Origin of the sequence: Microbulbifer donghaiensis (genome assembly GCF_900129095.1) — a bacterium.
In the GTDB taxonomy this organism is placed as follows: domain Bacteria; phylum Pseudomonadota; class Gammaproteobacteria; order Pseudomonadales; family Cellvibrionaceae; genus Microbulbifer; species Microbulbifer donghaiensis.
The window spans coordinates 2,012,601-2,026,153 of the sequence record NZ_FQVA01000001.1 but is presented as its reverse complement, the minus strand read 5'-3'; the positions used below and the strand labels follow the sequence as shown (position 1 = coordinate 2,026,153).

16 protein-coding genes are annotated in these 13,553 nt (G+C 63.5%); 2 read left to right on the top strand and 14 right to left on the bottom strand.

The annotated features are described in order from the left end of the window. Window positions 1-12: 12 nt before the first annotated feature. The 8 genes from BUC36_RS08570 to BUC36_RS08535 all read right to left on the bottom strand — a co-directional run bounded on the left by BUC36_RS08570 (window position 13) and on the right by BUC36_RS08535 (window position 8,480). Entirely contained in the window at window positions 13-624 is a 612-nt protein-coding gene (locus tag BUC36_RS08570) for a 2OG-Fe(II) oxygenase (protein WP_234994932.1), read from the bottom strand. 78 nt (window positions 625-702) lie between these two features. Continuing rightward, on the bottom strand, window positions 703-2,121 hold the full coding sequence (locus BUC36_RS08565; protein WP_084535745.1) for a DUF58 domain-containing protein: 1,419 nt from the start codon (window positions 2,119-2,121) through the stop codon (window positions 703-705). After that, window positions 2,118-3,125, bottom strand: a complete 1,008-nt coding sequence (locus tag BUC36_RS08560) for an AAA family ATPase (RefSeq protein WP_073273650.1) — start codon at window positions 3,123-3,125, stop codon at window positions 2,118-2,120. The genes BUC36_RS08565 and BUC36_RS08560 overlap by 4 nt, the downstream gene beginning before the upstream one ends. Further along, entirely contained in the window at window positions 3,122-4,453 is a 1,332-nt protein-coding gene (locus BUC36_RS08555; protein ID WP_073273648.1) for a DUF4350 domain-containing protein, read from the bottom strand. Before BUC36_RS08555 ends, BUC36_RS08560 begins: the two co-directional genes overlap by 4 nt. Then, window positions 4,443-6,035, bottom strand: coding sequence for a DUF4129 domain-containing protein (locus BUC36_RS08550; RefSeq protein ID WP_073273644.1), 1,593 nt, complete (start codon window positions 6,033-6,035; stop codon window positions 4,443-4,445). The genes BUC36_RS08555 and BUC36_RS08550 overlap by 11 nt, the downstream gene beginning before the upstream one ends. After that, a complete protein-coding gene (locus BUC36_RS08545) occupies window positions 6,025-7,014 on the bottom strand; it encodes a stage II sporulation protein M (protein WP_073273642.1) in 990 nt (329 codons plus the stop codon). Before BUC36_RS08545 ends, BUC36_RS08550 begins: the two co-directional genes overlap by 11 nt. Continuing rightward, window positions 7,011-7,688, bottom strand: a complete 678-nt coding sequence (locus BUC36_RS08540) for an RDD family protein (protein WP_234994931.1) — start codon at window positions 7,686-7,688, stop codon at window positions 7,011-7,013. The genes BUC36_RS08545 and BUC36_RS08540 overlap by 4 nt, the downstream gene beginning before the upstream one ends. Before the next feature lie 45 nt (window positions 7,689-7,733). Further along, a complete protein-coding gene (locus BUC36_RS08535) occupies window positions 7,734-8,480 on the bottom strand; it encodes a DUF2189 domain-containing protein (protein ID WP_073273640.1) in 747 nt (248 codons plus the stop codon). A gap of 168 nt (window positions 8,481-8,648) precedes the next feature. On the opposite strand from BUC36_RS08535, the gene BUC36_RS08530 reads away from it, so the two are divergent. Next, entirely contained in the window at window positions 8,649-9,251 is a 603-nt protein-coding gene (locus tag BUC36_RS08530; protein WP_073273638.1) for a DUF2939 domain-containing protein, read from the top strand. 8 nt (window positions 9,252-9,259) lie between these two features. Continuing rightward, entirely contained in the window at window positions 9,260-9,637 is a 378-nt protein-coding gene (locus BUC36_RS08525) for a DUF2237 family protein (protein WP_073273636.1), read from the top strand. Between the two features lie 64 nt (window positions 9,638-9,701). On the opposite strand, the gene BUC36_RS08520 is transcribed toward BUC36_RS08525, so the two are convergent. From BUC36_RS08520 to BUC36_RS08495, 6 genes are all read right to left on the bottom strand, one after another. Then, a complete protein-coding gene (locus tag BUC36_RS08520; RefSeq protein WP_073273634.1) occupies window positions 9,702-10,670 on the bottom strand; it encodes an AgmX/PglI C-terminal domain-containing protein in 969 nt (322 codons plus the stop codon). A gap of 1 nt (window position 10,671) precedes the next feature. Continuing rightward, complete coding sequence (locus BUC36_RS08515; protein ID WP_073273632.1) at window positions 10,672-11,190, bottom strand: ExbD/TolR family protein; 519 nt, start codon at window positions 11,188-11,190, stop codon at window positions 10,672-10,674. Between the two features lies 1 nt (window position 11,191). Beyond that, complete coding sequence (locus BUC36_RS08510) at window positions 11,192-11,716, bottom strand: ExbD/TolR family protein (RefSeq protein ID WP_073274767.1); 525 nt, start codon at window positions 11,714-11,716, stop codon at window positions 11,192-11,194. 20 nt (window positions 11,717-11,736) lie between these two features. Further along, the gene (locus BUC36_RS08505) at window positions 11,737-12,402 is read right to left on the bottom strand and encodes a MotA/TolQ/ExbB proton channel family protein (protein ID WP_073273630.1); all 666 of its coding nucleotides are present in this window, start codon (window positions 12,400-12,402) and stop codon (window positions 11,737-11,739) included. Window positions 12,403-12,653: 251 nt separating this feature from the next. Continuing rightward, window positions 12,654-12,923: a hypothetical protein gene (locus BUC36_RS08500; protein ID WP_073273627.1), complete on the bottom strand. Its 270-nt coding sequence runs from the start codon at window positions 12,921-12,923 to the stop codon at window positions 12,654-12,656. Continuing rightward, window positions 12,923-13,432: a tetratricopeptide repeat protein gene (locus BUC36_RS08495; protein WP_159436005.1), complete on the bottom strand. Its 510-nt coding sequence runs from the start codon at window positions 13,430-13,432 to the stop codon at window positions 12,923-12,925. The genes BUC36_RS08500 and BUC36_RS08495 overlap by 1 nt, the downstream gene beginning before the upstream one ends. Between the last annotated feature and the right edge of the window lie 121 nt (window positions 13,433-13,553).

Below are 13,553 nucleotides of genomic sequence, written 5' to 3'. Positions count from 1 at the left end.
CTGCCGCAGCCATCAGCGGAACAGGGCTTTCAGCTTGGCGCTCAGTTTGTGGAAAAACTGGTGCTTGGCCCTGACACCCTCGCCGGTGAGGAAGTTGATCTGGATGGACTGGCGCTTGCCCTCGAAACTGGGGTAACCGTGCCAGCAGTCATCGGTCACCTTGAAGGCGACCATGGAGCTGGGCCCCGGCAGCAGTTCATCGGTGTAATCGTCCATGTCGGTGCCACTGCGCAGGATTCGCAGCCGGCCCGATTGCGGTTGCCAATCTTCATTGAGGTAGACCAGTACCGTGATCAGTTTGGTCTTGGAATCGGTGTGGATGCGGCCGTCCTTGGCGCGGGAGTAGCCGCGCAGCGTGGCCATCATCGGCTTGCCTTGCAGGTCCACGGCAAATTTTTCGCCGAGTATCTGCCGCACTTCTTCGCTCTCGAACTGCTCGACAAACTGGCGGAAGCGCGCCGACGTCTCGACATCCCTGATATTGAAACTGCCGCCCTGATCCAGCTGTGGGAAGTCGGCGATCAGGTCCTGGATATGTTCCGGCGACACCGAGCGCTCTAGATAGAAGTGCGGGAAGGGCGCGGCCTTGACCGCCGCGGATGCCAGGCCTGGGATGTTTAGCATTGTCATTTTCCTATCGGTCCTGCATTGAAAGGCTGGCGGCATTATACGCATCCCACCCTTTTTCCCCTATGCGACAGGTCAGATTCTGCCGCTGCGCTTCAGTTGCCAGTAGCTCTCCACCAGGGCCATATGCAACTGGTCGGGAGCAGCATCCACGACCAGCACATTGCGTGCGCGCAGTTGTTGCAGCAGGCGGGCGCGGCGTGCCAGGAAGTCTCTGGCGGCAGCAGCCTCGATCGCATCATTGAAGCTCTCTAGCGGGCGGCACAGCAGCCGGTCGACGGCGGTCTCCCGCAGGCTGGCCACCATGACCAGGTGGCAGCGGGACAGCAGCTGCACAGCGGCGAGCAGTTCATCGCTGTCCTCGTCGCGCAGGTTGGTCACCAGAATCACCAGCGCGCGGCGCGGATGGCTCGCCAGCAGTTGCTGGGCGGCACCGCTGAAGTCCGCGTTGGCGGTGCCGGAGTGCAGGTCGTAGACGTGGTTCAGCAGCAGGTTGATGCCGCCCTCGCCCTTGACCGGCGGCAGCCGGCCCCCGGAACTAGTGCCGTCGGCGGCGAAGGCGTGCAGGCCCACGGCGTCGCCCTGTTTGATCGCCACATAGGCGGACAGCAGCAGTGCATTCAGGGCGTGGTCGAAGTGGCTCAGCTCGCCGTCCTTGGCGCGCATGCGGCGGCCGCAGTCGAGCATGTAGACGATCTCCTGGTCGCGCTCGTCCTGGTATTCGCGGCTGATCAGCTTGCGCAGCCGCGCGCTGGCCCGCCAGTCCACCTGGCGCTGGCTGTCGCCCTGGCGGTACTCGCGCAACTGGCGGAAATCCATACCCTCGCCGCGCCGCTGCTGCTGGTGCAGGCCGAGAAAGCGCAGGCTCTGTTCCGTGGACAGCGATTGCAGCGAGGAGATACCGAGGAAATTCGGGTAGACCTTGACGCTCTGCGGCTGGCCCAGCCGCACTCGCGTCTGCCACAGGCCCCAGGGCGAGTCCGCCAGCACTTGGATAGCGCCAAAGTCCGCGCGGCCGCGGCGGTGCGGCACCAGCGGGTAGTCGATGGCGACCTGCTGACCCGGATCCAGCTGCGCGCGGCGCGGCAGCTGTTCGGCATTGAGCTGTGCCGGCAGGCTGTCACTGACATTCAATGCCAGCGCCCGCGGTCCGCTGTTGCGCAGCGTCAGCCGCGCCTGGTTCTCTACGCCCAGCGCCAGGTTGCCGGGCAGCCGGCGCTCGCCGTCCAGTCCCTGTACGCGGCGCCCGGTGAGGAAATCCAGCAGCGCGGCGGCGAGCAGTGCAGTGCCCGCGAGCCACCACAGATTTTCCAGCGCGGCGGCGCTCTGCGGCTGCCAGATACGGGCACCGCTGACCGCCAGTGCCGCCAGGCACCAGTAGCCGAGCAGCCTGACCAGGCGCCGGCTGGGGCCGGTTGCGCCGGCCCGCGCTGCTGCGCGCTCACCATCGCTGGCGGCGGGGCTTACGGTTTCGGCTGACGGGCCCGGGTTCACAGGCGCGGCGCCTCGACGGTATCGATAATCTGTGCCAGTACCGAGTCCGGCGTCTCGCCGTCGATCTCCATATCCGGCGACAGGGCGACGCGGTGGCGCATCACCGGAATCGCCATCGCCTTGACGTCGTCCGGCAATACGAATTCGCGCCCGGCGAGCAGTGCCTGGGCGCGCGCCGCCTGCAGCAGGCCGATACTGGCGCGCGGACCGGCGGCGCGGCGCAGCTGGCTGGATTCGCGGGTCGCGCGCACCAGGCGCACGGCGTAGTCCAGTACCTGCTGGTCCAGCGCTATCTGCGGCAGCAGTGTCTGCAGTTGCTGCAGCTGCTCGACAGTCATCTGTCCGGCGGGTGCCTGCTGCAGTTGCTGCTCGATGCGGCCGCTGCTGGCCGCCGCGGCCAGTTTCAGTTCGGCCTGGTGGCTGGGGAAGTCGATCAGCACCTTGAGCAGGAAGCGGTCCAGCTCCGCCTCCGGCAGCGGGTAGGTGCCCTCCTGCTCGATCGGGTTCTGGGTGGCCAGCACCATAAACGGTCGCGGCGTCGGCAGCGCCTCGCCGTCGATGGTGACCTGCTTCTCCTGCATCACTTCCAGCAGTGCGGCCTGGGTCTTGGCGGGGGCGCGGTTGATCTCGTCCGCCAGCAGCAGGTTGGTGAACACGGGGCCGCGGCGAACTTCGAAGCGGCTCTCGCCCATATTGAAAATCGCGTGGCCGGTCACGTCTGCCGGCATCAGGTCGGGTGTGAACTGGATGCGGCGGAAGTCGCCGCCGAAGCAGTTGGCCAGCGAGCGCACCAGCAGTGTTTTGCCGAGGCCCGGCACGCCTTCGAGCAGCACGTGGCCGGAAGCCAGCAGTGCGATCAGCACCTGGTCGACCACCTGTTCCTGGCCGATCAGCAGCCGGTTGATGGCGTTGCGCAGCAGCGCCAGCTGGGCGGAGGCCGCCTGCCAGTGCGCGCCGGCCCTCTCTTGTTGCGGGTGTTCGGGTTGATGGATGGTGTCGCTCATAGGGCTGCCTCGATTTGCTGCAGGTTGCGCATGCGTTCGGTAAATGCCTCTTCGCTGTGGGGCAGGTCGCCCCACAGGCAGGCGGCAATGGCGGATTCGCTCAGCCCGCTGGCGGTACTGAGTTTTGTGCAGAGCCTGCGCCTGGTCTCCATGGACGCGTTCTCGCCGCCGAGGCGTCGCAGCAGGTCATGGCGCAGGTTGTGTAAGAGTCGCGCGCACTTTTCCGCGCGCCAGTAGTAGTGGCCGCAGGCGGAGATATGCTCGAGCAGCGAGCGCCGCGCCAGTTCCGGTTCCGCCGCCAGCGGGCCGAAGCGGCGCGCGCGCAGCAGCAGCCACGCCAGCAGGGCCAGGCCGCCGGCGAGGAAAAACTCGGCGGCGTAACGGCGCACCAGCTCGAACAGGGAGGCGAAACGCGGTTGGGTCAGGAATACGAATTCGCCCTCCGTGGCGAGCAGGCCGAGGAAATAGGCGTGGTCGAAATGGCCGATACGCTGCGTGCGCCAGATGCCGCCATCGGCCATCAGCGTGATCAGGCCTTCGCCGCGCTCGAACTGCATAAAAGGCACGCCGGTGTCATCGCGCCAGATTTTCGCCCAGAACACCGGCTCGGTGGTGAAGTCTTCGCCTTGGCCGGCAGCGCCGATGGCCGGGTGATGCAGCAGGTAGCTGGCGTCGAAGTGCAGCTGGTAGTCACTGCCATCGTCCGTCGGCAGGGTTATCAGGTCCTGCGGATCCACCTCCGGATTGCGCGGCGGTGTTATTTCTTCCGCCGGTTCGTCTTCCCCTGTGTTCGCGGCCTTCCCGCCCGCGCCCTTTTCCGCTCTGAGTTTGCGGTTGTGCTCGCGCAGCATTTCGCTGGCGCTCTTGCCGCGGTACTGCTCGGCATCGTCGTCCAGCAGCTGGCGGAAGGGGTGTTCGAAAATCAGCTCCTCGCGGCCCTCCTCCAGCGTGACTTGCAGCTGCTCCAGCAGCCAGTCGCGTTCCCCGTAGGCGACGCCGTGTGCGACCACGATCGCGTGGCCGCCGCGCTCTACCCAGTCCAGCAGTTCCCGCGCCCGCTGCGGGTTGTAGACCTGGGTGGAGCTGGCGACAAACAGGGTGGCGTCGGCCGGTAGCTCCGCCAACACGGCGATATTGTCGGCGCGGCGCGCCTGCAGCCCGGTTCGGGCGAGAAACTGTTCGGCGGCCAGGAACGGATTGTGCCAGGCCGCGGGGCCCCAGCCGCGGTCCACCTGTTCCGTGTAGCGCTCGAAAAAAGTAAAAAACAGTGCGGCCAGACCGGCGATCAACAGCAGGAGCAGGCCCAGTAGCAGGCGCTTAATGGTCACGGCCAAACGCCTCCCGCCACTGGTCGCACAGTATTTGCACACGCGCGGATTCCGGCGCGCGGTGGGCGTAGGCCAGCTGCTGCCAGCTGGTCGTCAGCTGATGCACGAAGCCGCTCAGGGCGGCACTGACCGGCCGCAACTGCGCCTCGGCCTGCCCGGTTGATTGCGCCGGGTGTTGCTGGCGCAGCTGCACCAGCTGTGCGCATTCGCTCTCGGTCAGGTGATCGGCGAACTCAAACTGGTAGGACTCGATCAGGTGCGACAGGGTCGCGCGGTACAGCAGGCCCAGGCTCGCGCGCTGGTCGCCGCTCTGCCACAGGCGCAACACCTCGGCGCAGACATCGGCCGGCAGGCTGGACTGGCGCACGTCCAGGCCAAACAGTGTCTCGGGAGCGGCTTTTTTCTGCTCGACCTGCCTGCGCAACTGCAGGCTACGGCGAATCGGCTCGCGATAGCGCCACAGCAGGTACGCCAGCAAACCGGCAGCGGTGGCCCACAGCAGTATCTCGATCAGCAGGCCGATAAACGGGCCCCAGTCCGATTCACTGTCGCTGTCGACAGGGCGGTTTTCCAGCCACTCGAGCAGGGCGATCAGCCACTCGGGAAATTCGCTGTCTTTGCGCTCGATCTCTTTCAGGCGCCAGCCGCTGACCTCTTCCACCTGATGGAAGTCATCGCCGGCGAGTACCTCGTCGATGGTCTCCCGCGCCTGAACGGGGGTCTCCGCACTGGCGGCGCTGGCCGGCGGAATCGATATTGCTGTCGTTACCGCCACAGCGCACAGTAACAGCAGTTGCGCGGCAGCCGGGGCGCGGGACGCCTGTCTGGCGCGTTGCTTCTGCTCGCGCTGATGTCGGTCGCGCAGGCGGTGGAACTGGATCTCGATATCCCAGCCCTCCAGTTCGATGCGCCGGCCTATATAGAGGCAGAAGCCACCGACGACATAGAAGGGCGCGACCGCGGCCATCACCAGCAGGTAGAACGCATTGATACCCCATTCGAACCACGGGGCGCCGCTGCTGAACAGCGGTATCCAGTCGATCTGCACCTGCTCGGGAATAAACAGGTAGATCAGCCCCAGCAGGGCCATCAGCAGGAATGTTTCCAGGTGGAAGCCGGTCAGGGTCAGCCAGGTCGCCGCACTGGCGTGTTTGCGGTGCAGCACACCGATGCGCGCGGCGCGGGCGGCGCCGCTGCTCTGCTCCAGCAGCGTCACCGGCAAATCGAAGGAGCGGGTCGCACTGAGGCGGCGCCAGGTCAGCCAGGCAAACCAGTCGCGGCGGTTCTGGGCAAAGAACTGTTTCAGTGCCCCGAGTACCGAAACCGCTTCGCCGAACAGCGTGCGGCTGGCGATAAACAGCGGCAGGCGGTCGAAGGCCGGTTTCAGCCACCAGATCAGGAACAGGGACCAGTTGGGGGAGTCCGGCAGCAGCCAGTGGCAGGCGGCGAACAGCAGCGCCGCCGGCAGCAGCCACACCAGGAACAGTGGCCACCAGTGTCGCCGCGCCAGCGCGATGCCGAGGTCGATGGATTCCCAGGGCGAACGCAGGCGCGCGTGTACGGCGAGGTTGCTAAGCTCCACGTTGTACCTCGTGCTCAGGGCCAGCGACTCCGCGCCCCGCGAGCGCGAAGTAGGCAATGACCAGCAGCCACAGCAGGCCGCCGACTGCCAGTTTCACGCCGATCGCTATCTCGGTGCTCGACGACCAGAAGGCCTCGAGAAAGGCGGCGATAACCAGCATCAGGAAGGTGCCGTACATAATCCTCATCGCCTCGACACTGGCCAGGCGCAGCGCCACCAGGCGGCGGTGGCGGCCCGGGTCCACCAGCGACTGTCCCAGCCGCAGGCCGGCGGCGCCGGCCAGTACTATCGCGGTGAGTTCGAAGGCGCCGTGGCCGATCACGAACGGATAGAAAGTCGAGACAAAGCCGACACGGGTGATATGCCCGAACACCGCCCCCAGGTAGACGCCGTTGAACACCAGGAAAAAAATTGTCCCCAGCCCGAACAATACACCGCCGGCGAAGGTGCGGAAGGCGATGCCGATATTGTTCTTGATATAGAAGCCGAACATCAGCAGGTCCGAGTCGGAGCCGCGCTCGCGCCCCAATACCCGGTTGCCGGGGTCATACATAGATTCGAACTGCCACACCTGGTCCGGCGACATGACCGCAAAGATCAGCGCGTCGTTCTGGTAACTGCCGATACCGAGCACCAGCGCCGGCAGCAGGAACAGCGCCGTGGCCAGCCACACGGTGCGGATCTGCGCGCGCACCGCGCGCGGGAAGCCGGCCAGCAGGTACCACAGCCAGGTGTTGCGGCGCAGCGTCTGCTGCTGGTAAACGCGGTGGTGGGCGGTCATGACCAGCCGGTTGAGGCGGTCGATCAACTGGTTGGTGTACTGGCGCTCTTTCGCCACCGCCAGCTGCTGGCACAGGCTGCGGTAGGCCGCCGGCAGGTCCAGTGACGCCGCTTCAGCGCCGCCGTCGCCGACCTTCAGCCACTTTTCCAGCTGCTCCCAGCGATCGCGGTAGCGGTTTTCGAAATCGATCTGTTTCATTTGCCACCCAGCAGCCAGCTGCCCACGGAGCGCAAATAATGGAGCCCCTCTTTGTCTCTCTTGCCGGTGAGCGGCTCCAGCAGGTTGGCCAGCTCGCACTGACGCGCCTCACTCAGGTCGGCGTGGCGTTCGGTCAGGCTGATCAGCGCCTGCTGGTCCTGCAGCTGCAGGCCGCGGGGCGGCGCCAGCGGTGCGACATCGGGCAGCGACGTGTGGGGTTTTTCCGGTTGGTGGTAGACCACCAGCGTACCCGCGGCCAGGTCGCCGAGACGCTGGAAGTTGCGGCCGAGTGTCATGCAGATAACCCCCGCCGCATAGGCGACGGGCAGGAAGTCGGCAAAACGCAGCAGGTTGCGCAACAGCGATGCGCCCCAGGAAATGGGGGTGAGGTTGTCGTTGACCACCATCAGGCCAAAGGCCTTTTTGCCCGGCGTCTGTCCGCCGCGCATGACTTCGAAATAAACCGGGTAGAACCACTCGAGCAGGAAGGAGCACAGAAACCATATGCCCCAGCCGGCGCGATCGGCAAACGCCAGCGCAATGCCGAGGGCGGCAAGAATCAGCGTGCGATAAAAGACATCGACGGCGTAGGCCAGAATACGCGGCACAGGCCCGGCGGCCTGTGCGCGCAGGTCGATCCCCTCCGGGGTCTCGACGCTATAGGTAGTATCCAAACAGGTGGTGTCCAGCAAACCACCACTCCCATCAGGTCAGGTGGATCAGGCGCTTTCCGGGCCGCCAAAGACATTGCGGTAGACAACACCGAAGGCGATTGCCAGCAGCGGCAGTACCCAGATCAGGCCGATCAGCAGCGGCAGTGCGCCGGCCACGTACAGCAGCAGGGCAACGATCAGGAAACCGAAGAAAGCGAACCAGTGCTTGGTGATCGCCTTGCGGGAAGTCTCCAGTGCCTGCCAGGGGCCGAGATTCTTGTCGACGATCAGCGGCAGGGTCAGCATGTAGGCCACCGCCAGGTAAATGCCCGGCAGTACCAGCAGGAAAATACCGATGGTTACCAGGATGGACATAATGATGTTGGCGACGACCAGCGGCAGCAGCTTGTCGAAATGGGCAAACACTTCAGTAGCTGAAGTTTTTTCGTCGCGTGCGATTTTGATACCGATCATCATCATGCCGGCGGTCAGCGGCGCGGCGATCAGGTTGACCAGAATCTGGTAGAGAATGGTTGAGCCAAATGAGGCGTTGGCCTGCTGTTCGATATCGAAAGCCGAATAACCGGTGATCATGCCGGCCACGAAGCTAACGACCACGAACGCGACGATATACAGAATAATCGCCAGCCACACGGTGCCTTTGTTGCCCTTGGTGCGGCGCCAGGCCTCGCCAAAAATCTCGCCGATGGAGATGGAGTAGTCGCCGGCTACGCCGCGTTCCAGGGAGCCGTAACCACCGCCCTCTTCCCCGCTGGTCAGCTGTGCTTCCGGGGCCTTATAGATATCGCTCATTTTTGATGTCCTTTCACAGTTCCGTATTTATTGGTGTAGAGCCATAAGCGATCAATATCTCACAGCCGTCGTCGATGGACAATCCCGCGCCAACCGAGGCGAAGACAAATTAGCCGGCGTCCCTGCCAGTAGATAGAATCCGCCGCAGGAAAACAGGAAACTGAATCGATGAAGAAATGGTTGGGAGTCGCGCTGCTGTCACTGGCGCTGATCATCATTGGCTATGTCGCGCTGCCCGGATTTGCGCTGGAGCAACTGGAGCAGGCGGCACAGGCGGCCGATGCACGGGAACAGGGCGAGCGGCAGCGGGGCGTCGAGAATCTGCGGCGCTATGTGGACTTTCCTGTATTGCGCGACAACTTGAAACTGCGCTTACAGCGGCAGCTGCGCGAATCCATGGGCGACTCCCTGCCGGAAGAGTTTGACGAGTTTCTGGTCGCCGGCGCCAACCTGTTTATCGGCCCGCTGTTGAATCAGCTGGTAACGCCTGAGGGCATTGCCGACCTGTTGCGCGGCGGCAAGAATATGTATGAATTTGAGCGCGACCTGTATCGCCGGCGGTCGCCATCGATAGAGAGCCAGGCGCAGGAACACGACGCAGACAAGGAGGCCGGCTGGCAGCGGCTGGCCTGGCGCTTTGTCGGCCTCAACCGCGTGACCGCGGACTACGGTGACAGCGACCAGGCGGCGTTGCGGCTGGAGCTGGAGCGCCGCGGCCTGCGCTGGCAGCTGGTGGATATCGAATTGCTACAAACTGTGGATCGGGAGTGAGCGGAAAAATGCAAAAGGATAATTCAGTCAATGTGTTCGGGGATCCGTTGCTGGCGTGCAGCATGGAGCCGATGACCGGTTTTTTCCGCGATGGCTGTTGCAATACCAGTGACCAGGACGCCGGCTCGCATACCGTCTGCGTCGAGGTCACCGAGGAATTTCTGGCATTCTCCCGCAGCCGCGGTAATGACCTGAGCACGCCGGTGGAGGAGCACGACTTCCCCGGTCTCGCGGCCGGGGATCGCTGGTGCCTGTGTGCGGCGCGCTGGCTGGAGGCTCAGCAGCTGGGCAAGGCGCCGCGGGTCTACCTGCAGCGCACGCATATCAGGGCGCTGGAGACGGTGCCCCTGACAGTGCTGCGCGAATACGCGGTGGACCTGAACTAGGCGCTGACCGGGGTGGGTCGCGGCGACATGTTCACCCCGGCGCTCGATCTCGCCGCCGTGCCGGTCAGGACGGCAGGAAGTCGATCGAGTAATTCAGCGTCGTGGTCTCCACGTTGGCGGCGCCGAAATTGATCAGCCGAATCCGCGCCAGCAGTTTGCGCTCCAGGTCCGGGCTGTCCAGTTCGCTGCCGACCAGCTTGATAGCGGAGACGCTGCCGTTTGCCGCGATGACCAGTTGCACCGTGACCTTGCCCTGCAGCGTTGGATCGCGGCGCAGGGCGCGGTTGTAGATCGCGTAGATAGCGCCCTTGTTCGCCTCCATCACACTGCGAATCGACTCCTCCGCGCGCGCGGTCTTTTCCCGCTGTACCCTCTTCGCCACCTCGCGCGCGGCGCCGTCCGCCTGGGTGCTTGTCACCCGCGTGGTTTCCCGTGCAGCCAGCGAAATACCGCCGGTGTCCCGGCTCAGCTTGCCGGTGTTGACGCCGCCGCTGGCAGTCTTGGATCTGTCGCTAATCAGGCTGCGATCGATATTGCTCGCGGCCGCGGTGCTCGCCGCAAGCTGGCCGCTGCTGACCTCGGCTACATCGAGGCTGTCGCGCATCGCCAGCAGGTCGTCCTGCATCTGCAGCAGGCCGCTGTTGGCGGCCTTTTCCCGCGCCAGTTCCACCTTGGCCGCCGGAGGTTTTTCCTTCACCACTGGTTTGGGCTCCGGTTTCTTCTGCTCCGGCGGCTTCTTCTCCGGTTGATTTTCCGGTTTCTTTTTCTCAACCGGTTTCGGCTTGGGTTCCGGTTTGGGTAGTTCCTTTTTCTCCAGTATGACCTTGGCCAGCTGCGGCGGAATCCGCTCGGCCTGCTCGCGGGTCAGTTCCGGCACCGGTATCAGGGCAACGGCAATTCCGAGAACCGCGAATGCGATCAGGCCATTGCGCAGGAATTTTACAAAGCGCCGATCTTCCTCCGCGGAGGCGGACCAGGGCAGTACCGTCTCCTGCAGCTGCCAGGGGGCGTAAACAGAGTTCGCGGTAGTCATGTCAGCTGTCGACCCCCGGCGGGTCCTGCGGTGCTGTCTGGCTGACGGCAAACGACATATCGCGGAAGTCTGCTGCGGCGCAGGTCTGCATTATCTGCTTCAGCAACTGGTAGGGCACCTGCTCGTCTCCCATGATAGTTACCGCACGGCCGATGGCTTTCTTGTCTTCCGGCAGTTCGCCGGCACGGCTGGCACGGTACTCGAGCTCCCGCCGCAGCGGTTCGATGCTGTCCGCGCCCTGGTCGATATCTTTGACCTGCGCGATCAGCCGGTCGCCGACAAACAATTGCGCATTGTTAACGCGAACAACCGTGGTCACATCCGGCTTCTGCTGTGCCGTCGATTCCGGCAGTTTGATGTTCTTGTCTGTCTGCAGTACTTCCACATCGGAGGAGTTGACCAGTAGAAAGAACACCAGGATGGTGAAGATATCCATCAGGGAAACCAGATTCAGCTTCGATTGCTGCTTCTGTTGCCGCTGCTTCCGATCTTGCAGCTTGGCGGCTACATTCAGATTCATATTATTTTCCCGCTGTGGCCTGCAGCATCTGCTCCCCGGGCGCATCGCCGAGTGAGATCTGCGGGAACAGTTCCGCATCGACTACCGAGGCGGCGACTACCGCGCGATAGCTGCGTGCGGTATCCATCGCGGATACCAGCGTCTTATAGGGTGTGCCCTTCTCCGAAAGAATCACCAGATCCTTTTTGTCGATGGATTTCTCGCCCAGCTGACGTTTCACTTCCTGCAGCACCGTCGATACGGTCGCAAAATCCGGCTCGCCATCGACATGCGGAACACGCTTCACGCGCATGCCCGCGGGGTAATTGATGTCGACGTGGGACTGCCGTAACACCAGCTCCAGCTGACGGTTTTCTTCCGCACTGGCGACACTGGCATCGCTGAGGCCCGGCAGGTTCAGCTTGAGCACCGAAATGTGCGAGAACACCATATTGAGCAACAGCACCGGCACGAGGATGGTCATCAGGCTCATAAAGGAGGTGATGTCCAGCTCGGCTTCCCGGTGCGTGCGCCGGCGAATATTCAGTTTCAGCATGGCTTAGGGCCCTAGCCTTTTGCAGTCCGCTGTTCGGCCGCCTGGGCGCGACCCATGGTGAGCAAGTTCAGGAACTTGACGCCGGCCATCTGCAGGCTGTCGATGATCTCGTTGGTCTTGTTCTGCAGCATGGAGTAGAACAGCAGCAGCGGGATGGCGGAGATCAGGCCGAAGGCGGTGGTGTTCATCGCCACGGAAATACTGGTGGACAGCATGCTTGCCTTCTCCGACGGGTCCGCGCTGGCCACCGCGGTAAAGGCGGCGATCAGGCCCATAATGGTACCGAGCAGGCCGAGCAGGGTGGCGATATTGGCCAGTGTGGCGAGATAACTGGTGCGCTTTTCCAGGCGCGGCACCGCCTCGAGAATCCCCTCCTCGATGGCCAGTGCGATATTTTCGTCGCGCTTGGCGTATTGCAGGGTGCCGATACCGGCTGCGGCGATACGGCCCATGGCCGCCTTGTTTTCGCGCGCCAGCTGCATTACGCCCTGGTAGTTGCGCTTCTGCAGCATCGGCAGCACCAGCTGGTAGGCGCGACGGTTGGCGGCCTTGGCGCGGGACAGGAATATCCAGCGTTCGATAACCATGGCCAGGCCGATGACCAGCACCAGCGCGATCGGGTACATAAACGGACCGCCGTTTTGAAAGAAGCGCAGCAGCGCCTGGGTGAATTCCATAATGCAATCTCCGCAATGGATAGATAATTAAAGTTTCGGTGACGACTCCAGCCTCGGGACCCGGATCTCGGAAAAGAATGCCAGAGCCCGATTCGACGGTCCTGATGCCGGGGGAGGTTTACGGGACATTTCACGGCCATGGATAGCGTACAAGGACGTATCCACAGCGTGTCCCGTAAATCTCCCCCGGCAGCAGGGCCGCCCACGCTTCTCTATACGGCAGCCCGGGAGGGAATCGTTACAAATTTTGCCTAATTGCCTGTTTTATCGGTCTGCAGCAATTTCATTTCCCGTTGCAGTTCCGAATATTCCTGGTGCCTGAAAACATCGTCGACTGTCTGCGGCAGCACGCTGTCCAGTCGCTGCAGGCTGTCGGTCTGTTTCCACGGAATGATGTACAGCACCTTGGGTTGTTCCTGACTGCCGATCACCGTGGACTCCAGCGTGATGACCTCTTCAGCCGCGGCGCCACCGGCGAAGTTGATGGCGGCGAGCAAGGTAACCATTAATATTTTTTTCATCACAGTCTTCGCTCCAAATCGACGATCCAGCCGGCCAGTTGTTTGTCCGGCTCCTCGCGTATGGCCTGCGCCGCGCGGTAGTGCTCCAGTGCTTTGTCCGGCTGGTGCAGGTAGAGATCAAACAGGATGCCGAGGTTGCGGTGGGCATCGCCGTAGTCCGGCCAGCGCTGCAGGGCTTCCCGGTAACACCGCAATGCCTCATCGAAGCGGCCGGCATCGCGCAGCAGAGCGGCCAGCTGGTTCCAGGCAAACACGTTATTGTCGTTGACGACAATCGCCTGGCGCAGGCTCTGTTCCGCCGCTTCGGCATTGCCGGCGCGCACCTGCACTATGCCGAGATTCAGCCAGGGGCCGGACAGTTTCGGCCAGGTTTCGGTCAGTTTGAGTAGGGCGGTTTCCGCACTGGCCAGATCTCCGGCCTCGAATGCCTGTCGTGCAGTATCCATACCTGCGCGCGCCGCTGCCGGCGCACTGTCCGCCTGGGCCAGATACGGGTTGGGTGACAACACGCGTGCGCCCGCGGCCTCAGCGGTCGTCTCTGGTGCCGGGCCCGTTGACGAGCAGGCGGCGAACAATAGCGTCGCGACTGCAGGCACCAGTAATCTGGTTGCGCGCATCACAAATGTGCCG

Coding starts and splice junctions, on each gene's coding strand:
- BUC36_RS08570 (WP_234994932.1), bottom strand. CDS start 624: ATGCTAAACATCCCAGGCCTGGCATCCGCGGCGGTCAAGGCCGCGCCC.
- BUC36_RS08560 (WP_073273650.1), bottom strand. CDS start 3,125: ATGAGCGACACCATCCATCAACCCGAACACCCGCAACAAGAGAGGGCC.
- BUC36_RS08545 (WP_073273642.1), bottom strand. CDS start 7,014: ATGAAACAGATCGATTTCGAAAACCGCTACCGCGATCGCTGGGAGCAG.
- BUC36_RS08535 (WP_073273640.1), bottom strand. CDS start 8,480: ATGAGCGATATCTATAAGGCCCCGGAAGCACAGCTGACCAGCGGGGAA.
- BUC36_RS08530 (WP_073273638.1), top strand. CDS start 8,649: ATGAAGAAATGGTTGGGAGTCGCGCTGCTGTCACTGGCGCTGATCATC.
- BUC36_RS08525 (WP_073273636.1), top strand. CDS start 9,260: ATGCAAAAGGATAATTCAGTCAATGTGTTCGGGGATCCGTTGCTGGCG.
- BUC36_RS08520 (WP_073273634.1), bottom strand. CDS start 10,670: ATGACTACCGCGAACTCTGTTTACGCCCCCTGGCAGCTGCAGGAGACG.
- BUC36_RS08515 (WP_073273632.1), bottom strand. CDS start 11,190: ATGAATCTGAATGTAGCCGCCAAGCTGCAAGATCGGAAGCAGCGGCAA.
- BUC36_RS08505 (WP_073273630.1), bottom strand. CDS start 12,402: ATGGAATTCACCCAGGCGCTGCTGCGCTTCTTTCAAAACGGCGGTCCG.
- BUC36_RS08500 (WP_073273627.1), bottom strand. CDS start 12,923: ATGAAAAAAATATTAATGGTTACCTTGCTCGCCGCCATCAACTTCGCC.